This window comes from Pseudomonas sp. CFSAN084952 (assembly GCF_009648855.1).
Taxonomy (GTDB): domain Bacteria; phylum Pseudomonadota; class Gammaproteobacteria; order Pseudomonadales; family Pseudomonadaceae; genus Aquipseudomonas; species Aquipseudomonas paracarnis.
In genome coordinates this window covers 98,896-123,639 of record NZ_CP045767.1, presented here as the reverse complement: position 1 = coordinate 123,639, position 24,744 = coordinate 98,896, and the positions used below count along the sequence as shown (strand labels likewise).

Sequence of the window (24,744 nt, the reverse complement as noted above, 5' to 3'; positions counted from 1 at the left end):
ATGCGACAGATGATTTCGTGCGCGGCATGAAAATCGCAGTGATGACCTATCCGCCTACCCAGACTTGGCCCTACACTTTCTACAGGTAATAAACGCCCCTCCTCCCAGAGCTCAGTGATATGCCCAAAGAAATCCGGCAACCAAGACTTCACTAAATGTCGGTGTTCAATGACTCAGTGTTCAATGACTCAGTGTTCAGTATTCAGTAACTCAGAATCCCGCCGCGGCCCGTTCTAGCAATAGGCGGTAAAAGCCAATGCTCGGCATCAATTGAAGATTTAGCAAACGATTGAATTTCAACGGAATACCCAAGCCCTCACATTCGATATAAAAAAGTATTCTGCACTTTGGGCATCTCGCTCTCTCATGATCTCCAGTAAAGCAAATCCGCAAATTATATCTTCATCACCATAGACTATGGCGATGTAGCGATTGCCTGCTCGTTCCGCCCCCCCCAGACGTCCAATACGCATGCCAGTTTTCTATAACGAGCACATGGGATTCAACGGCATCTGAAGGTCGGTGAGCAAGCGGGTGCTCGACTCAAGGTAACTGTTCGGCTCGCATTAATTCTGAGACGTACTTTGAATATATTTTAGACGTGCGTCTGTTGTGATTTACTAGGTAAATCGAGTCGACATCGCTAGGTCAATTTTCGCCTGCAGCTCTCGTTCGTTGAAAGGCTTTTGAATAATCAAGCCATCAGTCAGGCCCAATGCATCGAAGTCTGCAAAGCCTGTGATAAATACCACTGGGAGCATTGGGTAAATAGGTCTGATCGCGTTGACTAGCTCGGCTCCAGTCATACCCGGCATAGCATAGTCGGTAATCAGTAGATCGATATCGTTATTGAGCATCTTGATTGCATCGGCCCCGCTGCGAGACTCTCTGACAGTGTGCCCCAAAGATTCTAAGATCATTGCAGCCACTGCACGGACCGAATCATCATCGTCCACCAAGAGGATGGTGAAGCTTCGCTCTAAAGAATCGTATTGGCTTGGCATATCGTCCACTACGAGGTTTGCGTCATTCGTCCTCGGCAAATAAACGGTCACCGTTGTGCCTTTGCCGAGTTCGGATTGAATTGATACGCCTCCTCCTGATTGCTTGGCGAAGCCAAAAACCTGAGCCAGACCCAGGCCCGAACCTTTGCCCACCGGTTTTGTAGTGAAAAACGGCTCGAATACCTTTTGGAGAATTTCAGGCGTCATGCCTGTTCCAGTGTCTTTGACTGAGATTGCCGTGTAACTGCCAGGCTCAGGGTTTTCAGAGCGCTTAGGTTTTACATCGATGACCTGATTATGAGTCGATATGCTGAGCGTTCCACCCAAGCCAATCGCGTCCCGGGCGTTGATTGCAAGATTAAGGATGATCATCTCGGTCTGCGTGGGATCTGCCGACGCCATCCATAAATCGTCCGCCAGGTCGGTTTCAAGCCAAACACTCGGGCCCAATGCTTTCGCCAGTAATCCTTCCATGTTGAGAAGAATATCATTGAGGTCTACAGGAACAGGATCAAGTCGTTGCTTGCGAGAAAACGACAGCAATTGAGCAGTCAACTTTGCGCCGCGCTCTCCTGCACCTCGGATGTTATCCAATCGAGCCGCGACCTTATCTAAAGCACCGCGATCACAAGCTTTTTTTGCCAGTGCGGTGCCGCTTAGAATAATGGTGAGCAGGTTATTGAAATCGTGTGCAATGCCGGCGGTCAGTTGACCTACTACTTCCAGTCTTTGCATTTGTTGCAGTGCACTCTCGGCCTTTTCGCGCTCGCGGATTTGCTCCATCAATCGCTCATTGAGAGCCTCCAGCGCCTGCGCGGCTACGCGCTCCTCAGTGATATCTCGGACTGCGGCATACATGAGGCCGGCGTCGGGAACAATTGTCCAGGACAGCCAACGATACTGACCACTGGCGTGGCGCATCCGGTTGACGAAGCGAGTTGAAATTTGGCCTTGAGCAATTTCACGGGTTACTCGAACGGTTGAATCCACATCGTCTGGGTGGACCAATTCCCATAGGCGCATAGCAGCCATTTCATCGCGTGACCACCCCAACGCCGCCTGCCAGGCTGGATTGAAAGCTACTAAAGTCATGTCAAATTTGAGGGCCGCCAGCAGTTCTCTAGATAGCTCCCAGGTACGATCACGCTCACGGGTCCGCTGTTCTACGCTCTCGCCCAAGGTCTCGTTGCGCTCTTCAAGCGCATTGCTTGCCTGTTTGCGTTCAGTAATATCTTGGATAACACCTGAGAAGCGAATACATCGACCATCCCTGAAAAGAGATCGCCCGTTGGAATTGAGCCACTTGACTCGATTGCCAGGCAGCAAAATTCGGTATTCGGCACTGAAATTGGATTCAATCTCAATAGCCTTTTCAACTTTGACACTAAGCATCTCGATGTCGTTTGGATGGGTTTGATCCAGAGCCTGTTGCAGATCTAGTAGGGTTCCCGGTGGAAGCTCGTAGAGCACCGTGCAACGCTCGTCCCATATAACTTGCATTGTCGTTAGATTTAGCTCCCAAACGCCCATGTCGGCGGCCTCAATCGCCAGACGTGCGCGTGCTTCGACTTCTTCAAGGGCGAGCTCAGCCTCAACACGACGGTTGCGTTCACTTACCTCGGCAACTGCTCTTTTGAGAATTTTTGGCAGCAGCTTGAGATTGTGTTTGAGCACATAATCACTTGCGCCAAGCCGAAGAGCCTCAGCAGCGTACTGCTCGCCCGACATTCCGGAAAGGAAAATGAAGGGAGTCGTCGGCGCGAGTTCTTTCGCAGCTTCGAACACTTCCAATCCTGAGGATGATGGAAGCAGCGAGTCGCTGATAATCGCATCGAACTTTTGTTGCTGGAGTGCCATTTTCGCGCCGTGGTGGTCATGAACCACCACGGGTTTGATCACTAACCCGTGCCTTTCGAGAGCAAGCAAAGTCAGTTCAACGTCATGAACGCTGTCTTCGATGAGTAATAACTTGATCGGTGTAAGGGGCATGGAGCCAGTCACCTAGTGGATTTTTGATTACACCGGTTTTATTGGCGATCGGCGGGCTGACCCTGGCGGCGGCTCATTCAGAATGGCCCAGAAGACGCCTAGACCACTGATGGCACTGACGAACTCTTTGAATACGACTGGTTTGACCACGTAAGCGTTCACACCCAACTGATAGGCACGACTGAGGTCCAGTTCCTCACGGGAAGTGGTCAGCATCACAACTGGAATGCTGCGCAGAGATTCATTGCTTTTGATGGTTTCAAGTACTTCCAATCCATCAATTCTCGGTAATTTAAGGTCGAGCAATAACACTGCGGGATTACCCTTGGCTCGCTCGGTATGCTCGCCGCGATAAAACAGATAATCCAACGCTTCCACGCCATCTCGTACTACCACGACCTCATTTGCCAACTGGCTACGCTCGAGAGCGACCAGTGCTAGCTCCAGATCGTGTGGGTTATCTTCGACCAGAAGGATCGGTTTTAACATGGCAAATCCTTGGCTGCAGGGGAGCCCAGATGGAGTGATTTTTTGGGTAACGAGAAGAAAAACGTAGCACCTTCATCCAGCGCGCCTTTGGCCCATACTGACCCATCGTGACGCTCGATGATGCGGCGTACGTTGGCCAAACCTATCCCAGTCCCTTCAAAATCCTCTATCCGGTGCAAACGCTGGAAGACGCCAAATAGTTTGCCGACGTACTTCATGTCAAAGCCAACGCCATTATCCCTGATGCTGATGACGATGTCGTCTAATCGCTCTTCACTACCAATATCAATCGTCGCTACAGCTCGATTTTTTGAATACTTTAACGCGTTAGAGATCAGATTGCGCATGGCCAAGTGCAAAAACGCCGGATCGGCAATGACCATAGGCAAATTGGCATAGCTCCAATGAATTTCACGACCCTCAAAATCTGGCTTCAGTTCTGAGCGGATTGACTCAATCAAAGCTGTAAGATTGACCTCCGTGACATGCATTGCAGAGCGTCCCATTTGCGAAAAACTCAGTAGATTGTCGACGAGATTCCCAGCGAATTTGGCGGCATTTTCAATAGTTTCAAGAAACCTTTGCCCACGTTCGGTCATAGTTGGAGATTCCATGTCGGCCAACAGCTCAGCATAGCCGGCGATATGGCGTAATGGAGCCCGTAGATCGTGCGAAACGCTGTAAGAAAAGGCTTCAAGTTCTTTGTTGGTCTTTTCAAGGTCCTCCGAAAGCTGTGCTAGTTCTTCAGCCTTGCGCAGCACGATGCCCAGTACTGCCAAGCGCAGTTCCTGAACCCCTACTGCCTCAGCTGAACTCCAGGGCGTTGAAAATCCTTCGACCACTTGTTGCCATTGATCAAAGCTCTGCCTTGGATTGAGCGAGCCAGTATCACTGATGGTCTTGTCAGGCTTGCCTGCCCATTTCACAACCTGAGCTTGCTCGGGCTTGAACCATATCAAGTAATGAGAGTGCAGCTCCGAAATAGAAACAGCCAAAACGCCGCTCGCGGCAGTTGCTATCGCAGGCAGACCTGGGATGTCGCGTCCTGCATTGTCAGTTTGGAAAAACTCCGGTTCCTCGCGAGTCGCAAGCCATTCGGCTAGCGCCTGGACTTGCAGTTTGGAAGGGGTACGACCATAGATATCGCAACCTACGCCTGAGACGACAGCAGCGCCGGACGCATTCGCAAAATCGATAAAAGTGTCAGGAACAGCGCGTAACCCAAGTAACACGCTGTCATGGTCCGCGATCGCCGCCAATAGGTTCACGATGCGTCGGCGGATATCCAACATCTTCAGACTTTCGGTATGTGCTTCACGGTTTTCGATTTGCAGCGAAAGCACGCGACCCAACAGTTCGCAAGACGTGCGGGTTTCAAAACTGACCGGGTGAACAGAGTCATGATGGCAAGAAATTAGCCCCCAAAGACGTCCTTCAACCACGATTGAGATCGACATCGAGGCCAGAGTTTCCATGTTCCGCATGTACTGCAGGTGTACCGGTGAAACGCTGCGAAGCGTCGCATAGCTTAGATCCAGCGCTTGACCTGTTATTGGGTTCAGGGCCGGAACCAGTTTTGCCGGAACATAGTTGGCGTCTTCGATCACTCTGATTCGGTTGGTGCAATACAACGCTCTTGCTTGGGCTGGGATGTCTGATGCCGGAAAGCAAAGCCCTTGGTAGCTGCGATATCCTTCATCCAGCACTTCAGCATTGACTAAGCCGTTCCCGGCTTCATCGAAGCGGTAGGATTTCACGCGGCCAAAACCCGTCAAGCGTTTGATCAGACGCGCAGCGCGATCGCAGACCTGGTCGACGCTCTCGATGTCCGAAGATCGGCTGATGAACGATCTCACCATGGGATAAAGGCGGCTATGAGTAACGACTAGGCTGTTGGGCCGGGAGAATTCAGCGATCAGCACTTGATCATAGCGATGCAGCATCATGGCGATGGGCAAATCGCGATGTCGACCAACCAGAAATTTCACATCGGCAACATGATAGGGATGAGATTCGTCTTCTTCTAGCTCTTCAAGGCGATCGACCAGCGTTTCACCATGCTCCACCAATGAGCCGAAGCGTTGCCCCAGGATCTCTTCAATATCAACGCCTAACCATTCCGGCAGGTTTTCGCTGACCTGAAGAACATGCATGGTCGGTTCTTCGATGGCTAACAAAAAACCCTGTGGCTGGACGCTGCCAGGAGTGCGGATAGGCTCCTGAGCGCAGCTATCGATGGCGTGCTGGAGTGAGGGGGAAACATCGGTATTGGGCATCTGCGCTCCTGACGGTAGTACGCCTAGGCTTGAAAATCAGCAACATAGACTGTCAGGATATCAAAACGTCACCATTAGAGGCCAAGTAACCTTGGAAAAGCCTGAGCGAGTCGACGGTAGGTAGGAACGACTCGATATAGAAATTTGTCACAACCAACACGAGTACGGTGTGCGACCGCTTGATCTGGGCTTCAAGCCTGTACTATCCCACCTGCTGATTCTGTATTTCTTGCTAGCGTTGCGGAGCCTGTTGCAGCGGAAAATGCTGCTATATCCGGGTAAGCAGTGCAAAAATTCAAAAAGGTATACTTACATGGCTGTTTCGATAAAAAAGTTGGAAGGCGAAGAGATTCCAACCGAACACCGAGAGTTGGGTGTTACAGCTGTTTTTAGGGTGACCGATGAGGATGGGGTAGAATATTTCTGTGTCGATGACGTTGAAGCAGCGAGGCTGACCGTCGAACTCAGCGAAAAAAATCGCGGATCCTGATTTCAGTAGACCGTAACCGCAAGGCATGGTTGCAGGTGAGTCAATGGCAAATCAATGGCGCAGTCGTTTCGCTGTATAGATTGTCTGCTTTTGCAGGTGTGGAAAGACGCCTTAAGGCGCCCTCCCACGTGCACTGGATGTCACCGTTTCTTTTTACGAGTAACTGATAACTCAAACATCAGGGTCGACCTTCCCGTCACCTGGTAGCTATCGCCAAAATTGAATGGCGCGCCGGCATCTAAATCCGATACGTTGGTGTCAAGCAGAAGCTTCCAATGCTGGCCTTGAGGGACTTCGGGCAATACAAACTCGACCACATCGTGGTGAGCGTTGACCACCACTAATAACGAGTTGGCATCTCCTGCTTTGCGGATACCCGTCGGTTGCGCTCGACCATCGAGCAGAATACCCATGCAACGACTGCTCGCATCACTCCACTGCTCCGCCCCCATTTCGTGGCCATTGGGCTGAATCCAACTGACGTCTTTGACCCCGATTTGCTCGTTAAAAACGCCGGTGAAGAAACGGCCACGGCGAAGTAGCGGGTATTGGTTGCGCAGCTCAATGAGGTAGCGCGTAAAGTCCTGCAACTCTGCACTCTTTTCGCTGACATCCCAATTGATCCAACCTATCTCGCTGTCTTGGCAGTAGGCATTGTTGCTGCCGCCTTGTGTACGAGCGAATTCGTCGCCGGCTAACAACATCGGCGTACCTTGGGCCAGGAACAACGTGCTGAGCAAATTACGCATCTGTCGGTAGCGCAGCTCAATGATTTCCGGGTCATCGGTTTCACCCTCGACGCCACAGTTCCAAGACCGGTTATCGGAGTGACCGTCCCGATTATCTTCGCCATTGGCTTCGTTATGTTTCTCGTTATAAGACACGAGATCGTTAAGGGTGAAGCCGTCGTGAGCAGTAATGAAATTCACGGATGATGCGGGTTTGCGTCCTCGCTGATTGAACTGTTCGCCTGAGGCTAAGAAAATTTTGGCGAAGTCACCTAAACGATCATCGTCGCCCTTCCAAAAAGCGCGTGAGATATCCCTGAACTTGTCGTTCCATTCCATCCATCCTGGCGGAAAATTGCCCACTTGGTAACCGCCTGGGCCACAGTCCCATGGTTCAGCGATCAGTTTGACCTGATTCAGTGTGGGGTCCTGACGGCACGCGTCGAGAAAGCCTCCGCCCTCATCGAAACCGTGAGGTTCGCGACCTAAAATAGTGGCAAGGTCGAAGCGGAATCCGTCCACACCCATTTCGTTGCTCCAGTAGCGCAGCGAATCGGTCACCATTTGCAGTACGCAAGGGTGACTCATGTTGAGCGTGTTGCCTGTGCCGGTGTCATTGATGTAATAGCGAGCATCATCAGGCATCAGACGATAGTAGTTTGCATTGTCGATACCTTTGAGCGAGAGGGTCGGCCCCATCTCGTTACCTTCTGCAGTGTGGTTGTACACCACGTCCAGGATTACTTCGAGGCCAGCTTTGTGCATGCGCGAGACCATGACTTTGAACTCGCCAATCGAATGACCAGCCATGTAGCGGGCATGCGGCGCGAAAAAGCCCAGAGTGTTATAGCCCCAATAGTTGCGCAGCCCTTTTACCAGCAGGTGGTTGTCGTCCAGAAAGTAGTGGATCGGCATCAGTTCGACCGAGGTCACACCCAGCGACTTAATGTAGTCGACTACTTCGCTTTCGTGGAAAGCCGCGAACGTACCGCGTACTGACTCTGGCACGCTGGGGTGCTGTTTGGTGAAGCCTCTAACATGGGTCTCGTAAAAGATAGTTTTATCCCAAGGAATGTTGGGTTTAGGCTGATTTCCCCAAGTAAATGCTGGGTCAATAACTCGGCAACGAGGCATAAACTGTGCGCTGTCACGCTCATCGAATGACAAGTCTCCATCCGGATGGCCGACAATGTAGCCGAACAGTGCATCGTCCCACTGCAGCTCGCCGACAATTTGCTTGGCATACGGGTCAATCAGCAATTTGTTGTGGTTGAAGCGATGCCCCTGAGCAGGCTCATACGGGCCATGGACTCGGTAGCCATAGAGGGTCCCTGGTCGAGCGTTAGGGAGGTAGCCGTGCCAAATTTCGTTAGAAAACTCAGGCAGCTCGATGCGCTCGATCTCATTCTTACCTTCAGCATCGAATAGACACAGCTCAACCTTCGTTGCGTGAGCTGAAAAGATGGCGAAGTTAACGCCTGACCCATCCCAAGTGGCACCTAGTGGGTAGGGGATCCCCTCCTGCACGCGCGATTGCTGTTGGTTCTGGAAATCGTTGCCTGAGGCGTTGAATGCCTCTCTTTCTGGCGTAGAAGAAGTCATGGGCCTACTCACTTGAGGGTTGTCGACGCATGAATGCGTCGAACCGCATGCGAATGCTGCGTGTTGAGTAGAATCGGCAGAAATGCCACAGTTCAAAAAACTGCATTTGGTAGAGGGCGGCGTTTGAACAAACGTCAACGACTACTAAAGCGTTGCCCGGAGTGGGGGGAATTCGGATTGCCCCGGGCGCTATTGCTGCAGCGGCGCAGTGGTTGCGATGGATGGCGTAGCAGAGCTTGTTTAGCTGATATTTTGCATCCCTACAGAATCAGTCTGAGATAAAGGCTGACGCTTTTGGAGCCTTTTAGAATTCAGCAACATTTCTTTGGACTTACCCAGGAACGTGGTGATTAGCCATGGCTTTGGCAAAAAATGTGAATGCGGGGGCAGCTCATCGCTTCTAATAGTTTGGTGACCTGAAGTCACCAATACAGGGATTTTCGGCCATTTTTCAGCGATCAACCAGGCCAGTTCAAAGCCGCTGATTTTTCCCGGCATTTTGATGTCTGTGATGACCAAGCCAATTTCACTCTCGCGCTCAAGAATGATCAGCGCTTCATGAGCATTTGCAGCGCCAAACGTACGGATCGCCTCAAGCTCGAGAATTTCCTGAGCGAGCTCAAGAAGTACGGACTCGTCCTCGACCACCAAAACTGATTCTGCCATTACCATGCCCCCCGAGGTTGATAATCCTGAGAGGATGCAGCTTTTCGTGTAGTTCCATCTATTTATCGCCTGTAGCCACTCCCAGAATCCTGCATCGAAGCTGGAACCTAAGGCTTCGTGCAGGTTTTAGTACGTAGACGTCTCTATTCAGAAAATGCGTTGGAATTTATACGAAGCTGCGGGTCTCTACCTAATACCAATTTAAAAGCAGCTATCAAGATGAGCGCGATTATTGTTGTCGAAGACGAGGCCCTGATCCTTGAAATGTACGTGGAGATTCTCGAGATGTCAGGCTATCAAGTCCGTCCGTTTTTGAACGGCGATCAAGCGTGGGAATACATCGAAAACAGCGGTTTGGACCCCCGCCTCCTGATCACAGATCTACAGATGCCCGGGCATATTGACGGATTAGGGTTGATTCAGCGGGTGCGTAAGCGTTCACCTTGCACGCCAATCATCGCAGTGTCGGGTTATCACTCCGGATCTGATTTACTGAATCACCTTGAGGTTTATTGGCTACCTAAGCCATTTGGCATTAATGAGCTCACATCTATATGTGAGACGTTGGCCCCGCAAACTTGAAGTGACTGCCGATTGTGCTGGGGACAATCGAAGATGGTTGCTCGCAATCTGTATCGTTTTCGGCTCAGACCGCTGACCGCTTCTGGCCGAGCGCGGTGCTCCAAAAACCCCGTTTTTGCCCAACCGCTGACTGTCGCGACGACTGGCTCTCAGGCATCGGTTACCACCATAATAGATGGCTTACATATCTTGCCTATGTAAAATGGGGAACCATACTGTTTTCAGGGTAAGTCCATTGCATCAACTGCTCGAGCACCTTCTCAATCGCGCACTTGATGTCATGTCATCGGGCGCTCCTCCTGTCCCTCTTCTGCATGAGCTCGCGCGCATGCTACAAACCCGTATCCAGGGTTGTATTGTTGGTATAAACGTTCTCGATAAGCCCGGACGTACATTCCGCCACTCGATTTTTCCAGGTCTGCCTGAAGAATTTGCTCGCCGGTTGGAGGGCAATGTGATTGATGGAAAAAGAGGGTCTTGCGGCCTCGGCGTACTGACAGGCAAAGTCATTTACGTTACCGACGTAGCAAGTGATGAGCGATTTTCTGATGATTGGAAAGCGTTATTTGCTCGGTATGAATTATCTTCACTGATCTCTATGCCTGCTATCACGTCAGACGGTGAGGTTCATGGCAGTATTGCCGTCATTCATCCAAAAGCCACTTTGCTGCAGTCAGACCAGATCAATTCTGTTAAGGCGGTGGCTGCTCTTTGCGCGAAGATATGCGCATACAGTAGAACACTTGAGACGAACCAAATTTTGCTGGGCGAGCTTGAGCACCGAATTCGCAATCTTTATTTAACTGTAGGAGGTGTAGCCAATCTAACGATCAAGAGATATCCAGATCCCGGTGAATTTCGCAGGGTATTCAGTGAACGTCTGAACATGATGCACCGGGCTCATTCGCTCGCTTTGGTTCAGAACAAAATTGAGCTATCGCAATTGATAGAACAGATGCTGGCGCCCTATTCAAAAGACTACGACGTCTCTATTCGTGGGCCTGAAATCATCCTTGCGCCAGATGCTGCGTGCGCTTTGGCCCTAGCAGTTCATGAACTAGGTACCAATGCATCTAAATATGGAGCCCTATCCTTGCCCGGCGGCACTTTAGAGGTTGAGTGGAACATTCTTGCAACTTCGGAGCTAGACTGCCTGCCTACCTTCATACTGAGATGGGATGAAAGTCGAGGGCCTTTGGTGAAACAACCTACTCGCAAAGGGTACGGGACGATAATGATTGGCGGGGCACTTCGAAACGCATTCGATGGTAAAGTAGTGTTTACATTTGAGCCGTGTGGATTCAGCTGCGAGATTTCTGCACCATTCTCATCGAAACTAGGTAAAGGCGCAATCAGTGCGCAAAATTGCCCCCTGAATTCGTAAATGTCTTAAGTCTGAAACCAGTTCGATTAGAGGCTGCTTTTGGCCGATTTCTGCCAGTCAGGGCCACCCAGTCTGCTTGTCAAATCCGATGCAAACGACTGGTCAAGTCGAATGCAAATGAGTGGTCAAGTCGAATGCAAATGAGTGGTCAAGTCCATGCAATTACGCCCCCCTCGAAATATCCCTCCCCGCTTGACACATCACTATTCCCCCTTCGATGATATGTACGTGTTTTGCTGACGTCGTCAGCATCATGCCCAGGCAACCACGATCTTTAAGGTTGCGACACGTTGAACGTGTTGATTCGCCCAAGACCGCTGAGCTTCTGGTAGCGCGGTCGGTCGACAATGTCGATAGAAGCATCTGATGTTACTCACCTCGCGGGGAATCACTTCCCCGACAGGGCCAGTGTTTTCTCCGCATCTCAACCTGCAGGAGAATCACCATGTCCAAACTCACTTATAACTTCGGTTTTGCACTCGGCGTTGTTGCCCGAGAGTTTTTGCGCGCCATGAAGAAGTCGAACATACGTCCAGCAGATCAGCCGCAGGCGAAGTCTCACGGGCAGCTTCCACCACCCTGCGTTTCTGACAGCATGGTTCGTGAAATGGATCACTTGCCAGCCATGGTCCGTGCCAAAGGTGTTGATCTGAACCTTTGGTACAAGGCTAATACTCGTGAGGTCGAAAAGCCGGCGCGCAAACGGCGCTCCCCAGGCAAGGCTCAACAGCTGACACCTGTTGCTTGCTAAACCTTTCCTCATTCACCCCAGCAGGGAACCCTCCCGCTTGGGAGGCTTCTCTGAAATTCTTCACATGGAGCTTGACAACCAGCAATAGGATTTTTCATGCTGTACCCATGTATCGCTGACGTCGTCAGCAACATGCCCATGTAGTCAGGATCTGCAAGACTACGATGCGGTTCACCGCATTGATCCACTCCCAAGATCGCCATAGCTTCCGGTAGCGCGATCAGTCGACTTAGTCGATGGAAGCACCTTTCCCACCCATGACGGGCCTTACCCGTCAGGGCAGGCCTCTCAATTTTTTGGAGGTCTGATGAAAACCGAACTGGCTCTCTACCAAGCGCTGATTTCGATCAACGTTCCGGAACAGAAAGCAAATGCTGTTATTGAAGCTTTGGAGACCGACATGCAATCGCTACTCGCAACCAAGGCTGATATTGCCGCTCTTCGAACTGAACTAAAATCTGATATCGCTCAGGTCGAACTCAAACTCACTTTGCGCATGGGCGTCATGATGTCATTTACTGCCGGTGTGATTATCACCGCAGTGAAGTTCATGCTGCACTAAGCAAACCCTTTTGCTCTACCCACCCTCGCGGGGAATACTTTCCCCCAAGGGCGAAGTGTTTCTCCGCTTTCTGCTATTTCGAAATTGGAGAATCACCATGAGCACTAATCAAACCAACGAAACCAAGTTTTTCGACCTGCACACCACCGGTATTGGTTATCTCAACCGTATCCGTGAAGTGAAACCACGCGGCAAAGGCAAGCTATTCATGGCTGTCACTGTTGCTGCATTACGCGGTTCGTCTGACGATACCGAGTACTCCTACATCGACTGCAATGTCGTCGGCGCCGAAGCTGAAAAGCTGATTCGTCGTTGCCAGGAAGCCGTCGATGTCAAGAAGAAGGTTCTTGTCAGCTTTCGCATTGGTGACATCTGGACCGACTCATTTGTCTATGAGAGCGGCGATAAAAAGGGTCAACCTGGGGCAAGCCTCAAAGGACGTCTTCTTTTTATCGGCTGGATCAAGGTAGATGGCGATACTGTCTACCAAGCCAAACCGAAAGACTCTGCTGACCCCCTGCCAAACCAGGAGGGTAACGCTGAAGAAAATTCGGAAGATGGCCAACAACAGCCTGACGCGCAAATGCGTCAGTCCGCATGATTGAGAACAAGGCATCCCTCGGGGTGCCTTTCAATTCTGATATTTCGAAGGGAACACCTCCCTTCGGGATAGGTGATTTCCGAACCTAGGAGATCCACCATGATGCACTTCGTCCCACGCCTGGAGCTGCTGATCGAGATCGGTCTACTTGCCGCTCAAGCTCGCGTTTACACTGATTTGGAAAAACAACTTCCAATCGAAACAGCCCTCGATACACAGGATGGCCCAAGATACCTTGAGTCTCAATTCCTTCGGGATGAAGCGTCGTACATGATCAATATGCTGGCAGAGATCGACGTCCTAACAGGTATCACTCCGAAAGCTAATTCAATGCTTACGGAATTCGGGCTCCTCGAGGAGTACTGGAAAGCTCGCAGTCGTGTTGATCTGCATCCAGATCCAGACGATTTCGACGTTTGCTGACGACCGATAACACCTACTGCTATTAGCACTGGCTCTAATACCCCCTAAACACACCCGACGGGAAATCACCTCCCGGACGGGCCAGGTGTTTTCTCACCTGGAGTAAACGATGCAAAACACCAAAAACCTCGTGTCGTCTGACTTGCTCAAACTCCCGGTCGTTCTGACGCCCCGGGCCTGGCAAGAAGCGGTGCATATCGAAAACCCACAGGATGTATCAGTAATCAGTAACCGATTGGGCGATGTCGTCCTGGAGGCCTACCGAGAACTGCATATGCAGCCTGACTGTTCACAAATCCATTTCGGGCTCTATCGGTTGCTGCCTGCCGGCGACAACTCGGATCGAGTCTGGTTGGACCTGAAACTTGACCGCATAGAATCGCCGCCAGGTTCATTCTATCTGTACATCTCACTCAAGGAAGAAACCCATACCTCCTGCCCATAAACCATTCTGAACTCACTGCACCACCCCAAGCCCGACACTGTCGGGCTTTTTTCATTGCGCGAGTAATGCACTCGTAGCCTTACACCCATGCAGTGTGGAGCTGCCCATGATCAACATCCCAGGCCAGTTGGCCATCCGCACTATTAGCGGCCGTAATGGCGACTTCAACGTCGGCCGGCTATCCACTTCAATCGGCGAGTTCGTTATCAAAGACGCACTTCTCGACCAATACGATGAAGGAAAATACAGAGGCGACTTCCTCATCACTGAAATACGCCCCTCGTACTACTCAACTGCAGGCCGGTTAGTGGTTGAAATCAGGGCAAAGCTCGAAAGCATGAGCCTCGACGACGTTGACAACTTAACGGCGGAAGACGCTGCCAAGCTTTCACCGAGCGAGCCAGATCCTATAGATGAAGAGTCGTCTTCAACTCCAACAAAGCCTGCGCGACAGCGCAAAACGCCGACCACCGTAACGGCGGAAAGCAACGTCGACAAACCGTCATCACCAGAGGAAGCCCCCTTTGGGATGCCACCACCCAGTTCGGAAAATGCCGCAGAGCTAGACGCGGTACTGTTTGGCACGATCTGGCCACTGGGGGATACCGTCAAACTTGACACTACTGTTGACCGTCAGCGCCTACGTCAGCAATGCACTCGCCTCGGCGAGCTTGGCTATGTGCTGGACTTCAAGCAACAAACCTGGAACTGCCAATCTCACCCCTAGAGGAAACCTCATGAACAACCACCATCACAACACTGATGTTTCTGACGCGCTGTTGGTGACCAGTTCTGCTCTGAGAGAAGTAGGATTTGACGAAGTAGCCGATCTTTTTCGAGAGGCGCTCTTCGATCGCCAACTCGTAGCTCAGGCGTTGGCAGCCCTGCAGATGCTCGTTAAAAACGCCTCAAATGCCAACGACGGTCAGTTCGCCAATGAAACAGCTTTTCGGCTATTTCAAAAAATGAGCCGACTGGTCGCCTGATTCACTACTCCACAAGGAGCTCCCCATGGGGGAGCTCACCCACCAAGGAAACACACCGTGAATCCTATTTTCTCAGACATCGGTGAGCACATCCTGCTGACCGTCGAAGACCAACTGACCAACAACGAAGTGTCCGATGATGACGAAATGCGCGAGCACTTCATCGAAATCGGACTGACAGAAACGCAAGCGAACGCAGCCTTACAACTTCGCCCTCTGTACCGGGTCAACCTCTACCTGATAGGTCAGTCGCCGTTGTTCCGGGGCGACACGACCACAAGCTTCGATCCACACACCTGCTCATTCAAGCGCGATCGTTAAACCACCTACCATTAACCCAGAGGGGCAGCGTCCTACCCTTCTGGGACCGGGGCTGCCCTCCACAATCCGGAGGCTGATAAATGTCCCCCCATTCACTTACACAACTCTATCAGGTCGAGGAATGTCTTGACCTTTACGTTGATGCTTTCGTCTGTGATGAACAACGCAACCTAGTGTTTTTCTCGGCCTGGGGCCGTGACACGGCACTGCAGGAGTTCTTGGCCAGACTGACCCTCGGCTCTGCTGAAAACGGCCTGGACCAGTTTCATATCGTCGTCGACGGCCGGAGTCTTCCTGTCTTCCCCAACGTCGATCTGCTGGAAAAGCGAACCACCCGGCAATTTCGCGGGACGTTATTCGGCAGCCTGGTACACCTCTGGCTGTTCGACCGGCGCTGCGCGCAGCCCGACCGGGCCAACCACTTCTCCTACTCCCTTCTACAGGACGGGCAACCGCCTCATCAAAAGCTTTGGCCCCTGGTCATGGACACCTGCCCATTACCGCTGCTACCGCATTGGCATAACGAAGTTATGGAAGTGCTCATACAACACGACATGTTGCAGTCCCTACCGGGATCGTTAGGTGCTATCTCGGCCTGGCGTTTGTCGCTGCAGCTCGACGTACTCGAACCCGCCCTGGGTGATCTGATCCGCCAGGGGCTTCTCTCAACCCACGCTCAGTTTTGAGCCTTGATTCAGGAGTCTCATCATGGCCTTGATGTTCCCACGCTTGGCGCGCAACTTCGCTCGCAATGGCTACTACCCTACCGACGAAACGACTCTGGAACGGACCCTGCAGGCATTGGCCCCCTCTCCCACCGGCAAGATGCGGATCTGCGATCCATGTGCCGGCGAAGGGGTTGCCCTGGCCGAAGCAGCGCATTTTCTTGGGCGAGACCGCACAGACACATTCGCAGTTGAATACGACCAAGAGCGTGCTGAGCACTGCAGGACGCTGCTGGATCGCGTGCTGCACAGCGACCTCATGGACACTATGATCAGCCGCCAGGCCTTTGGCTTGCTCTGGCTTAACCCACCCTACGGCGATCTAGTCGCGGACCACTCTGGCGCTTCGCAGTACCAGGGCACTGGACGCCGGCGACTGGAGAAGATGTTCTATCAACGGACGCTTCCACTGCTGCAGTACGGCGGCGTGTTGGTGTTCATCGTTCCACACTATGTGCTGGACGACGAACTCTGCAGCTGGTTATGCAATCACTTCACTGAACTGCGGATTTACAATGCCGCTGATCCAACCTTCAAGCAGGTGGTGATATTCGGTATACGAATCCGCCGCCAAGACCTGGCTCGACCGCAAGAAGTCAAATACGTACGCGCACGACTTCAGGCGATTGGCGCCGGGACGTTGAATGCAGAAGTGTTACCTGAGAGTTGGTCTTGGGAGCCCTATAGGGTCCTGTCGTCGACCAGCGAACTGGAACACTTCTATCGCATCAGCCTCGAACCGGAGCAGCTCAGCTCTGAAGTCAAACAGCTTCGCGGTATGTGGCCAGACTTCACCCTGCACTTTGGTCAAACGGGTGTTCATCCACGACCACCAGTACGAGAGCTGTCACGGTGGCACTTGGCATTAGCCCTGGCTGCCGGCGCAATATCGGGCGTCGTTACCTCGAAGTCCGGTCGAGTGCTGGTGCTCAAAGGCGATACTTACAAAGACAAGGTTCGCAAGACCGAGTTTACCGAAGACCAGGACGGCAACGTTTCTGAGGTAAGGATCCTGACCGATCGTTTCGTGCCCATCATTAGGGCATGGGACATGACGCCAGGCTCTGCCAACCAAGGGCGCGTTATCACCATCAGCTCTTCGGCAGATCCGCAACCTGAACCTGACGAACCGATTGCATCGGCGGTCTCGGACACCACCTCACGCGTGACGTTTGAAGCTGGACAGTTGGTACTGACCCAATCCGTACACCACCTGGTGGAGCACGGCCTTCTCGACCCAAGCACGTACTTGCGACGGCATTTCTCCGGGGACTGGGGAGATCTGCCCCAGGAAGACTGGAGCAGTAACCAGCGAGCCCTGACTACTGGAGACCGTCTGTTCTCAAGCTACGACATCGACGCCGGGGACGAAACCCGGCTCTGGATCATCACTGAAGCCGACCGAAGTGTAACCACCTTGTTGCTGCCATCGGACTACTGATTCTCTACCAGCCTATAAGGCATTCCCTTATCCAACCCCCAGGGTATTCACCATACCCCTAGGGGTGTCGTGCATGCCCTGTTTTATCCTTCCAGGAGAAACAACCATGAACGACCTATCACATACCCCACTTTCACCACTTTCCATCGGTTTGACTGAATTCATCGATGAGTTCGGTGATGAGCTGCTGGACTCACTCAACCGATCAAATCCACCGGTCTACGCCGGTCACATCAACCTAGCCCGGCAACGGGTGATGGATGAACTCAAACGTCAGCCTTTTTCAGCTCAGGCCGAAGTGGTACACGCCGTTGCAGCGTTATTGTTGGATCGTAACGAGCAAGCTGCAGTGATCAACGCGGAGATGGGCACTGGCAAGACCATGATGGCCATCGCCATAGCCGCCGTCATGCACAAAGCCGGCTATCGCCGCACCTTGATCGTTTCGCCTCCACACCTGGTCTATAAGTGGCGGCGAGAGATTCTCGAAACCATCCCAGACGCACGCGTCTGGGTACTCAACGGACCCGACAGCCTGGTTAAGTTGCTCAAGCTGCGCGACCAACTGAACGAGCCTTACGACGGACGGCAAGAGTTCTTCATCCTCGGGCGCGTGCGCATGCGGATGGGGTTTCACTGGCGTTCGGTGTGTTGGCCGCGCCGTGCGGGTGGTAATCATCACCTTGCCGGTTGTCCCGACTGCGGACGGCTGCTGGAGGATCAGGAAGGCAACCGAGTTACCGTCGAAGAGTTTCACCAAGAGGAACGTCGTCGCAGTTGCCCTCATTGCCAAGGCCCACTCTGGACGCTGATGCGCCCAGGCAAAGCTGAAAGTGGAACACGCCGAGCAACCATCTTGAAGTCAATGTGCCGTATTCCGACCATTGGCCCAGTGCGCGCTGACAGACTGCTGAACGACTTCGGGGAAGACTTTCTCGCCTCGATGCTGATCGATAACGTCAGCGAGTTCATCAACCTGATGGACGCTCAAGGGAATTTCATCTTCAACGACCGGCAGGCCAAGCGCATGGAACGTGCCATGGCCAACATCGAGTTTGGCTTTGGTGAAGGCGGTTACCAACCCACGGAGTTCATCAAGCGCCAGTTGCCTGATGGGTATTTCGACCTGCTAGTGGTGGACGAAGGACATGAGTACAAAAACAGTGGTTCGGCTCAGGGCCAGGCCATGGGCGTACTGGCAGCCAAAGCACGCAAGTGTGTTTTGCTGACCGGTACGCTCATGGGCGGCTATGCCGACGACTTGTTTTATCTGTTATTTCGGATCCTTACCCGCCGCATGATCGAGGACGGTTATCGACCAAACGCACGCGGCAGCATGGCCCCTGCGGCCATGTCGTTCATGCGGGATCACGGCGTATTGAAGGATATCTACACCGAGCGAGATAACGAGTCACACAAAACCGCCAAGGCTAAAAAACTCTCGGTGCGAACGGTGAAGGCCCCAGGCTTCGGTCCAAAAGGCATCCACCGGTTCGTACTGCCGTTTACCGTGTTCCTGAAACTCAAAGATATCGGTGGGAACGTGTTGCCGGCGTACCAAGAGGAGTTCATCGACATAGCCATGTCTGCTGAACAGGCTTCGGCCTATCAGCAGTTGGCAGGAAAACTGACCCAGGAGCTTCGCCAGGCACTGGCACGCCGAGATACGACCCTTCTGGGGGTTGTCCTCAACGTACTACTGGCCTGGCCGGATTGCTGTTTCCGGCCGGAGATTGTCAAACATCCACGCAGCAAGGACACGTTGGCTTTTGTGCCGTCGATCTTTGCAGATGAACAACGTATGCCCAAGGAACAGGCACTGATTGACCTCTGCCTCAGGGAAAAAGCCAAAGGCCGCAAAGTCTTGGTCTACACCGTGTACAGCGGCACTCGTGACACCACTTCACGCCTCAAACGGTTGCTGGAACAGTCCGGTTTGAAGGTAGCGGTGTTAAGGGCGTCAGTCGATACCGCCAGGCGCGAGGATTGGATTCTAGACCAGGTAGATCGTGGGATCGATGTGCTGATCACTAACCCGGAGCTGGTTAAGACCGGTCTGGATCTGCTCGACTTTCCGACCATCGCGTTCCTGCAGACGGGTTACAACGTGTACACCCTTCAACAGGCAGCTCGGCGGTCTTGGCGGATTGGGCAGAAGCAAGCCGTGCGGGTGATTTTCTTTGGCTATGCCAACAGCTCTCAGATGACCTGTCTGCAGCTGATGGCCAAAAAGATCGCCGTGGCGCAAAGCACGTCGGGAGATGTTCCTGATTCGGGCCTTGATTCGTTAAACCAGGATGGGGACTCGGTTGAAATGGCACTCGCAAGACAATTGATTGCTGCATGACTGCATGGCCACCTTCGGGTGGCCATTTTTGTTCAGAAGCTAATCTCAGCTTGTCATGTGCAAAATGCATATGCGGATGATCCTCCTCTGATCCAGAGACATCTCCGATAAAAGCTACTGACCTCGAACACCAATTTCTTGTTCAAATGCGACTCCATGGCCACTACAATGCCACCCCAAAATGTAGGTGACCATGGACGCGAAGATGCAATTCCGGAAAAGTATAAATGCACTACGAGCACTGGCGGTTCTATCCGTAGTGCTTTTCCACTTCAAGATCAGTGGATTTGCTGGGGGATTCGTAGGAGTCGACGTTTTCTTTGTGATTTCCGGTTTTTTGATGACCGGAATTATCTTCAAGGGTCTGCAGGCACAGAATTTTTCCATTATAAGTTTTTATGTATCGAGAGCTCGCCGCATTATTCCGGCACTCCTGATACTATGCGCAGCACTACTGATATTTGGGTTCATCTACCTTCCTTTGGATGACTACCGCGAAGCTATTCGGTCAATTAAAAGCAGTCTTTTCTTCAGCTCAAACTTTATGTACGCCAAAACTGGGAACTACTTTGATGCACCACTGCACGAAAACTGGCTACTGCACACCTGGTCGTTATCTGTCGAATGGCAATTCTACCTCGTTTACCCACTGATTTTAATGGGCCTTCACAAGTTATTTGACACTCAAAAAACCAAAATATCTTTGATTTTTCTCGCTATAGCTTCATTGGCAACTTCGATCTATCTTTCGAATACTGATCCGGTCTTCGCGTTCTATATGCTGCCTACCCGTGCTTGGGAGCTAATCGTCGGCGGTTTGGTATTTTTGTACCCGCTTCACTTCAGTAGACGACTCGGATATGCGTGTGAGGGCCTTGGCCTAGCAGCTATTCTCATGAGTATTTTCTGCTTCACTGAGCAAGACCCATGGCCGGGTTATCTAGCCTTGGTTCCTGTTCTCGGAGCAGCCCTTGTAATTTCAGCTAATTCGCAATCGTTTTTTGGCAATAATCGAGCATTACAATTTACAGGCACAGTTTCATACTCTGTGTACCTATGGCATTGGCCACTAGTTGTATTCCTATATACCTGTGGCTTATTAAATAGCTTACCCCATGTGGTAGGCGCGATAATTCTCTCTTTTGTAATGGGGACCCTATCCTTTTACTTCGTTGAGTCGAAAACAAACAAAAAAACATCTTCACGCAAAGCCGCAATACAATACATATGTCTAGTTGTGGTCATGGTTGGTATATCTGCCATTGCCTCCTCAGTAGTTAAAGATCATCCTGAAGTAAGGTTTGCTTACGTCGATTTAGGTCGACCTGAATACACAAGCAAGCTTTATGATCGAGAATGCCACCCCAACCCTTATGGTGCTTCTGATTGCAAGCTTGGCTCTGGAGAAGTATCTGTCATATTGTTCGGTGACAGTCACGCAGAATCAACTGCAGCAGCAGTGCAAATGGAGAATAAACAAGCGGCTTTGTCTTGGGCTCGTGGTGGCTGCCCGATACTGCAAAACTTTGAGATGCATGACAAAGAGCTAACCGATAAATGCCATGGTTTTATGCGTGAAAAGTTGGATACACTGGCTAAATCCTACCAGGGCATTCCCGTTATCCTATTTAGCCGGGCAGCGATGTATTTGGACACAAGCCGTGGAAATAGCTATCGCACCTATATAACAGGACAAGAGCATCTTCAAGGTCAGAAATTTATCAATGCATACACTTCAGAATATGCCAAAACTGTTTGCTCTATCGCTAAAAATCACCCTATATATATCGTTAGACCTATCCCTGAAATGCCTTTTAGCGTTTATAAAGGATTAAATTTGCATAAGCGTATTTTTCAACATGAATCAGATATCTCGATTTCTCTTCTGAGCTATCAGAAGCGGAATTACGACGCCAACAATGCAATAGACGCTGCTGCTAAACAGTGTAACGCTACAGTTATTGATCCGACTCCTTACCTTTGCCCAAATGGGCAATGCATGGGATCTAAAAATGGAGTGGCTTTGTACTATGATGACAACCACTTGGTTGACTCGGGAAATCTACAGTTAAAGGGTTTGTTCAGAAATATCGCAAAGTAGGTGTCCGTCACTGCGGTGCAACCTAGCTGTCCGTAGGCAAACCGTTCACAACGGCATGCCCTAAAAACAAAGCAGTCTGGAAAACCTATTTCCTGCTGCACCCCAATAGCCGGTTTGAGAGGGTGTCTTCGCTTATGCGCGAGGACGCCCATGAACCTACCACGCCCTACCCGAACCACTGTCATACTCAGCCTCTGCCTCGTCGCCCTGACAGGCATGCTGGTCTATGAACATCATCAGCTGTCCCTACTCAGGATCAGCATGTCTACGACTGCTGATAAAGAATCCCTGGATGCAATGCTGACACGCCTGAGCAAAGTCGACGAACGGTTGGACACTGTGGATGGCAAGCAGTGGGTCAGCAACGATGACTTCCGCTCCGGACAACAAGCACTGTCAAATCGGATCGATGCCGCACAAGCCTATGCGAAACAAGCAACCGAATCAGTGCAAGATCTCTCTCGTAATGTCGCGTCTTCTGGTGAATTGGTGGTGCTCAAGGCAAATGTCGAAACGCTCGATAGCCGTGTTCACGAATTAAACCAAGCCCAGATCAAGCAACCTTCAGCCCCACCGTCTAAGCCCAAAGCTGTTGTACGCAAGCCTCGTCCCGCTCAGAAGCCCAGTACCAGCGCTATCACACCGCAAGCGCCGCCCTTCACCATCGTCGGTATTGAATACCGGGGTGGTGAACGTTTTTTGTCCGTAGCACCGCCTGGCAGCACGCAGTTAAACCAGATCTACCTCATCCGACCGGGTGATGCCGTGGCGGGTACGGCCTGGCGCCTAAACGCTCTGGACGGCAAATCCGCACGATTCGAGGTGGCCGGAACGCCGCAAACCATAACCGTCGCGCAATAGGACCTCCTTTATGTTTGGCCTTCTCACACTCTCAAAGAAAATGAACGCTACAAACGCCTCGTTGATTATTGGTCTGGCAGCCATTGTGATGGCTTATGGTTGCTCAGCTGCTCCAGGGCCAACAACGTCCATTACCAGCACGCAGAACAGCGAAACCCAGAACTCTTCCCAAGGGGCCAGCCAGGCAGAACTGGCCCGCGAGTGGGGATTAACACCCCAAGAGTGGAGTCGCTATCGCACCGTCATGGAAGGTCCCCGGGGCATCTATTCACCAGGACTGGATCCTCTGACTGCACTGGGTATCGAAGCTAAATCAGCGGAAGAACGCCGGCGTTACGCGGAACTGCAGGTGCAAGCTGAACGGCAACGTATCGACAAGGAACTGGCTTATCAAAAGGCCTATGACCAAGCCTTCGCTCGCCTATACCCCAACGAAAAAGTCATTCAAATTTCATCAGAGCCGCTGTCTCCTAGAACCCCCGGCGCGACAACTGCTCTCAAAGGCTCAGGTCGATTAGCCGTTTTTGTTCAAGACAGTTGCACCAGCTGTATTGCCCGGGTGAAAGACCTCCAGGCTCAGAAACAACCCTTCGATCTGTACTTCGTGGGCAGCCAAGGAGACGACGAGACCATCCGCCGCTGGGCAATCCTGGCTGGCATCGAACCAACCAGCGTACGCAGCCGCCAGATAACACTGAATCACGATGCCGGCCGCTGGCTCGGCCTTGGGCTCGGCGGCGAGCTTCCTGCTGTAGTGCGCGAGGTGAATGGGCAATGGCAGCGACAGTAGTACGCGCCGTGTTGGCAGGCTGTTTTATGTTGGGCGCGGCGCTGGCCAACAGCGCTGAGGTCCCTCCTCCGGCCTATCAATTGATTGCCTTGCCTGCCGGCGTTCCGTCCGAGGTGCTCTATTCCGTCGCGCTGCAAGAGAGCGGCACGCGACTACGCGGCCAAATAGTGCCCTGGCCTTGGACATTGAATGTCGCCGGCGCCGGCTACCGGTTTGCGACCCGAAGCGATGCGTGCAGGGCGTTGATGATTGCGCTTCAAACCGCAGGCCCCAGTCGGGTCGATGTTGGTCTAGGTCAAACCAACATAGGTGCCAATGGTCACCGTTACAGCTCTCCCTGCGAAGGTTTGGATCCCTACAAGAACCTCTCGGTTACCGCCCAGATCCTGGCTGAGCAAAAGGCGAAGGGCGGTGACTGGATCACGGCCGCCGGCCGGTACCACCGACCGGCTGGTGGTGAACCTGCCGCACGCTACCGACGTGCCTTTGCCAAACACCTTAGCCGCGTAACCGGCATCAACCTGATGGCGAACAACCCATGAAAAGACTTTTGAGCTTAATGCTGTTGCTGTGTTCGATATCGCCCATTGTGGCGAATGCCAGCTCACTGATTGTGGTTGAAGACCATGGCGGCATTTCCGCCCTTCCCTACTACCAAGACCTGGTACCAGAACCTACCGGCCAGTCAGCACCGTTAGAAAACATTGGCGTGCGCGGTCAAGGCTCGTTTCCAGTGCGCTCAGACCAACTGACACCTGGAGAACTACAAGGCCGGGTGATCAATGCACCAGGCTTGCAGCCCCTATTCCTGATTGGCGACGACGCAATGTCAAAAGCCTGGCTTTCGCAACGCCGCGACCAACTGCAGCAACTACACGCAGTCGGGATCGTAGTGAATGTAGCCAACGCCGAACGCTTTGCCGAGGTGCAGCGTTGGGCGGATGGCCTTCAGATGGTCCCAGCCCCCTCGAATGATCTGGCGCAACGTCTTGGAATCAAGCACTACCCGCTGCTCATTACTGCCACAGCCATTCAGCAATAGGAGGCAAGGATGCCACCACCGCAGTCACTCACCGTGGTGATCAGACAACCGGAAGACCCGCGAACGTGCCAGCTCATCTTGGAGCAAGTGAGGTATGTGGTCTGGCTGTATGGCGGTCGAGTGACCTCCACAGAACAA

Annotated in this window: 24 protein-coding genes; 19 read left to right on the top strand and 5 right to left on the bottom strand. The window is 52.2% G+C overall.

From position 1 onward, the window contains the following. Positions 1 to 620: 620 nt before the first annotated feature. The 3 genes from GH769_RS00580 to GH769_RS00570 are packed head-to-tail and all read right to left on the bottom strand — an operon-like array spanning position 621 to position 5,758. Positions 621 to 2,993 carry a response regulator gene (locus tag GH769_RS00580; RefSeq protein WP_153649439.1) on the bottom strand — a complete coding sequence of 791 codons (2,373 nt, stop codon included), beginning with the start codon at positions 2,991 to 2,993 and terminating at the stop codon, positions 621 to 623. A gap of 27 nt (positions 2,994 to 3,020) precedes the next feature. Beyond that, a complete protein-coding gene (locus GH769_RS00575; RefSeq protein ID WP_153649438.1) occupies positions 3,021 to 3,482 on the bottom strand; it encodes a response regulator in 462 nt (153 codons plus the stop codon). Next, the gene (locus GH769_RS00570; RefSeq protein ID WP_153649437.1) at positions 3,476 to 5,758 is read right to left on the bottom strand and encodes an ATP-binding protein; all 2,283 of its coding nucleotides are present in this window, start codon (positions 5,756 to 5,758) and stop codon (positions 3,476 to 3,478) included. Before GH769_RS00570 ends, GH769_RS00575 begins: the two co-directional genes overlap by 7 nt. A gap of 313 nt (positions 5,759 to 6,071) precedes the next feature. Between GH769_RS00570 and GH769_RS00565 the strand changes: the two genes are divergently transcribed. Continuing rightward, entirely contained in the window at positions 6,072 to 6,248 is a 177-nt protein-coding gene (locus GH769_RS00565) for a hypothetical protein (RefSeq protein WP_153649436.1), read from the top strand. 140 nt (positions 6,249 to 6,388) lie between these two features. On the opposite strand, the gene glgX is transcribed toward GH769_RS00565, so the two are convergent. After that, positions 6,389 to 8,578 (bottom strand): glycogen debranching protein GlgX, encoded by a 2,190-nt coding sequence (glgX, locus tag GH769_RS00560; RefSeq protein WP_153649435.1) that lies wholly within the window; start codon positions 8,576 to 8,578, stop codon positions 6,389 to 6,391. Between the two features lie 240 nt (positions 8,579 to 8,818). Next, the gene (locus GH769_RS00555; protein WP_178128907.1) at positions 8,819 to 9,244 is read right to left on the bottom strand and encodes a response regulator; all 426 of its coding nucleotides are present in this window, start codon (positions 9,242 to 9,244) and stop codon (positions 8,819 to 8,821) included. Between the two features lie 219 nt (positions 9,245 to 9,463). Here GH769_RS00555 and GH769_RS00550 point away from each other — a divergent pair, with 219 nt between their 5' ends. The 18 genes from GH769_RS00550 to GH769_RS00465 all read left to right on the top strand — a co-directional run bounded on the left by GH769_RS00550 (position 9,464) and on the right by GH769_RS00465 (position 24,606). Then, positions 9,464 to 9,826 (top strand): response regulator transcription factor, encoded by a 363-nt coding sequence (locus GH769_RS00550; RefSeq protein ID WP_153649433.1) that lies wholly within the window; start codon positions 9,464 to 9,466, stop codon positions 9,824 to 9,826. Positions 9,827 to 10,154: 328 nt separating this feature from the next. Beyond that, the gene (locus GH769_RS00545) at positions 10,155 to 11,210 is read left to right on the top strand and encodes an HWE histidine kinase domain-containing protein (RefSeq protein WP_256670279.1); all 1,056 of its coding nucleotides are present in this window, start codon (positions 10,155 to 10,157) and stop codon (positions 11,208 to 11,210) included. Between the two features lie 445 nt (positions 11,211 to 11,655). Next, complete coding sequence (locus GH769_RS00540) at positions 11,656 to 11,961, top strand: hypothetical protein (protein ID WP_153649432.1); 306 nt, start codon at positions 11,656 to 11,658, stop codon at positions 11,959 to 11,961. Positions 11,962 to 12,268: 307 nt separating this feature from the next. Beyond that, on the top strand, positions 12,269 to 12,523 hold the full coding sequence (locus GH769_RS00535) for a hypothetical protein (protein ID WP_020302989.1): 255 nt from the start codon (positions 12,269 to 12,271) through the stop codon (positions 12,521 to 12,523). A gap of 97 nt (positions 12,524 to 12,620) precedes the next feature. Continuing rightward, a complete protein-coding gene (locus GH769_RS00530; RefSeq protein WP_153649431.1) occupies positions 12,621 to 13,124 on the top strand; it encodes an STY4534 family ICE replication protein in 504 nt (167 codons plus the stop codon). A gap of 99 nt (positions 13,125 to 13,223) precedes the next feature. After that, positions 13,224 to 13,547: a hypothetical protein gene (locus tag GH769_RS00525; RefSeq protein WP_153649430.1), complete on the top strand. Its 324-nt coding sequence runs from the start codon at positions 13,224 to 13,226 to the stop codon at positions 13,545 to 13,547. A 109-nt stretch (positions 13,548 to 13,656) separates the two neighbouring features. Next, positions 13,657 to 13,992, top strand: coding sequence for a hypothetical protein (locus GH769_RS00520; RefSeq protein ID WP_153649429.1), 336 nt, complete (start codon positions 13,657 to 13,659; stop codon positions 13,990 to 13,992). A 106-nt stretch (positions 13,993 to 14,098) separates the two neighbouring features. Further along, a complete protein-coding gene (locus GH769_RS00515) occupies positions 14,099 to 14,719 on the top strand; it encodes a DUF3275 family protein (RefSeq protein WP_153649428.1) in 621 nt (206 codons plus the stop codon). Between the two features lie 10 nt (positions 14,720 to 14,729). Beyond that, on the top strand, positions 14,730 to 14,978 hold the full coding sequence (locus GH769_RS00510) for a hypothetical protein (protein WP_153649427.1): 249 nt from the start codon (positions 14,730 to 14,732) through the stop codon (positions 14,976 to 14,978). A 57-nt stretch (positions 14,979 to 15,035) separates the two neighbouring features. Continuing rightward, complete coding sequence (locus GH769_RS00505) at positions 15,036 to 15,299, top strand: hypothetical protein (protein ID WP_153649426.1); 264 nt, start codon at positions 15,036 to 15,038, stop codon at positions 15,297 to 15,299. An 80-nt stretch (positions 15,300 to 15,379) separates the two neighbouring features. Continuing rightward, complete coding sequence (locus tag GH769_RS00500; RefSeq protein WP_153649425.1) at positions 15,380 to 15,985, top strand: hypothetical protein; 606 nt, start codon at positions 15,380 to 15,382, stop codon at positions 15,983 to 15,985. Positions 15,986 to 16,007: 22 nt separating this feature from the next. Then, complete coding sequence (locus GH769_RS00495) at positions 16,008 to 17,465, top strand: DUF6094 domain-containing protein (RefSeq protein WP_153649424.1); 1,458 nt, start codon at positions 16,008 to 16,010, stop codon at positions 17,463 to 17,465. Positions 17,466 to 17,571: 106 nt separating this feature from the next. Then, entirely contained in the window at positions 17,572 to 19,812 is a 2,241-nt protein-coding gene (locus GH769_RS00490; protein ID WP_153649423.1) for a DEAD/DEAH box helicase, read from the top strand. A gap of 193 nt (positions 19,813 to 20,005) precedes the next feature. Next, the gene (locus tag GH769_RS00485) at positions 20,006 to 21,913 is read left to right on the top strand and encodes an acyltransferase family protein (protein ID WP_306108846.1); all 1,908 of its coding nucleotides are present in this window, start codon (positions 20,006 to 20,008) and stop codon (positions 21,911 to 21,913) included. A gap of 150 nt (positions 21,914 to 22,063) precedes the next feature. Beyond that, positions 22,064 to 22,774 (top strand): methyl-accepting chemotaxis protein, encoded by a 711-nt coding sequence (locus GH769_RS00480; RefSeq protein ID WP_153649422.1) that lies wholly within the window; start codon positions 22,064 to 22,066, stop codon positions 22,772 to 22,774. A gap of 10 nt (positions 22,775 to 22,784) precedes the next feature. Continuing rightward, the gene (locus GH769_RS00475; RefSeq protein ID WP_153649421.1) at positions 22,785 to 23,564 is read left to right on the top strand and encodes a TIGR03759 family integrating conjugative element protein; all 780 of its coding nucleotides are present in this window, start codon (positions 22,785 to 22,787) and stop codon (positions 23,562 to 23,564) included. Then, positions 23,549 to 24,106: a lytic transglycosylase domain-containing protein gene (locus GH769_RS00470; protein WP_153649420.1), complete on the top strand. Its 558-nt coding sequence runs from the start codon at positions 23,549 to 23,551 to the stop codon at positions 24,104 to 24,106. The genes GH769_RS00475 and GH769_RS00470 overlap by 16 nt, the downstream gene beginning before the upstream one ends. Next, on the top strand, positions 24,103 to 24,606 hold the full coding sequence (locus tag GH769_RS00465; protein WP_153649419.1) for an integrating conjugative element protein: 504 nt from the start codon (positions 24,103 to 24,105) through the stop codon (positions 24,604 to 24,606). The genes GH769_RS00470 and GH769_RS00465 overlap by 4 nt, the downstream gene beginning before the upstream one ends. Positions 24,607 to 24,744: the final 138 nt, after the last annotated feature.

What these genes read in the sequence shown, in the direction of transcription:
- GH769_RS00580 (WP_153649439.1), bottom strand. Translation starts at nt 2,993, where the DNA reads ATGCCCCTTACACCGATCAAGTTATTACTCATCGAAGACAGCGTTCAT.
- GH769_RS00575 (WP_153649438.1), bottom strand. Translation starts at nt 3,482, where the DNA reads ATGTTAAAACCGATCCTTCTGGTCGAAGATAACCCACACGATCTGGAG.
- GH769_RS00570 (WP_153649437.1), bottom strand. Translation starts at nt 5,758, where the DNA reads ATGCCCAATACCGATGTTTCCCCCTCACTCCAGCACGCCATCGATAGC.
- GH769_RS00565 (WP_153649436.1), top strand. Translation starts at nt 6,072, where the DNA reads ATGGCTGTTTCGATAAAAAAGTTGGAAGGCGAAGAGATTCCAACCGAA.
- glgX (WP_153649435.1), bottom strand. Translation starts at nt 8,578, where the DNA reads ATGACTTCTTCTACGCCAGAAAGAGAGGCATTCAACGCCTCAGGCAAC.
- GH769_RS00555 (WP_178128907.1), bottom strand. Translation starts at nt 9,244, where the DNA reads ATGGCAGAATCAGTTTTGGTGGTCGAGGACGAGTCCGTACTTCTTGAG.
- GH769_RS00550 (WP_153649433.1), top strand. Translation starts at nt 9,464, where the DNA reads ATGAGCGCGATTATTGTTGTCGAAGACGAGGCCCTGATCCTTGAAATG.
- GH769_RS00545 (WP_256670279.1), top strand. Translation starts at nt 10,155, where the DNA reads ATGCTACAAACCCGTATCCAGGGTTGTATTGTTGGTATAAACGTTCTC.
- GH769_RS00540 (WP_153649432.1), top strand. Translation starts at nt 11,656, where the DNA reads ATGTCCAAACTCACTTATAACTTCGGTTTTGCACTCGGCGTTGTTGCC.
- GH769_RS00535 (WP_020302989.1), top strand. Translation starts at nt 12,269, where the DNA reads ATGAAAACCGAACTGGCTCTCTACCAAGCGCTGATTTCGATCAACGTT.
- GH769_RS00530 (WP_153649431.1), top strand. Translation starts at nt 12,621, where the DNA reads ATGAGCACTAATCAAACCAACGAAACCAAGTTTTTCGACCTGCACACC.
- GH769_RS00525 (WP_153649430.1), top strand. Translation starts at nt 13,224, where the DNA reads ATGATGCACTTCGTCCCACGCCTGGAGCTGCTGATCGAGATCGGTCTA.
- GH769_RS00520 (WP_153649429.1), top strand. Translation starts at nt 13,657, where the DNA reads ATGCAAAACACCAAAAACCTCGTGTCGTCTGACTTGCTCAAACTCCCG.
- GH769_RS00515 (WP_153649428.1), top strand. Translation starts at nt 14,099, where the DNA reads ATGATCAACATCCCAGGCCAGTTGGCCATCCGCACTATTAGCGGCCGT.
- GH769_RS00510 (WP_153649427.1), top strand. Translation starts at nt 14,730, where the DNA reads ATGAACAACCACCATCACAACACTGATGTTTCTGACGCGCTGTTGGTG.
- GH769_RS00500 (WP_153649425.1), top strand. Translation starts at nt 15,380, where the DNA reads ATGTCCCCCCATTCACTTACACAACTCTATCAGGTCGAGGAATGTCTT.
- GH769_RS00495 (WP_153649424.1), top strand. Translation starts at nt 16,008, where the DNA reads ATGGCCTTGATGTTCCCACGCTTGGCGCGCAACTTCGCTCGCAATGGC.
- GH769_RS00490 (WP_153649423.1), top strand. Translation starts at nt 17,572, where the DNA reads ATGAACGACCTATCACATACCCCACTTTCACCACTTTCCATCGGTTTG.
- GH769_RS00485 (WP_306108846.1), top strand. Translation starts at nt 20,006, where the DNA reads ATGGACGCGAAGATGCAATTCCGGAAAAGTATAAATGCACTACGAGCA.
- GH769_RS00480 (WP_153649422.1), top strand. Translation starts at nt 22,064, where the DNA reads ATGAACCTACCACGCCCTACCCGAACCACTGTCATACTCAGCCTCTGC.
- GH769_RS00475 (WP_153649421.1), top strand. Translation starts at nt 22,785, where the DNA reads ATGTTTGGCCTTCTCACACTCTCAAAGAAAATGAACGCTACAAACGCC.
- GH769_RS00470 (WP_153649420.1), top strand. Translation starts at nt 23,549, where the DNA reads ATGGCAGCGACAGTAGTACGCGCCGTGTTGGCAGGCTGTTTTATGTTG.
- GH769_RS00465 (WP_153649419.1), top strand. Translation starts at nt 24,103, where the DNA reads ATGAAAAGACTTTTGAGCTTAATGCTGTTGCTGTGTTCGATATCGCCC.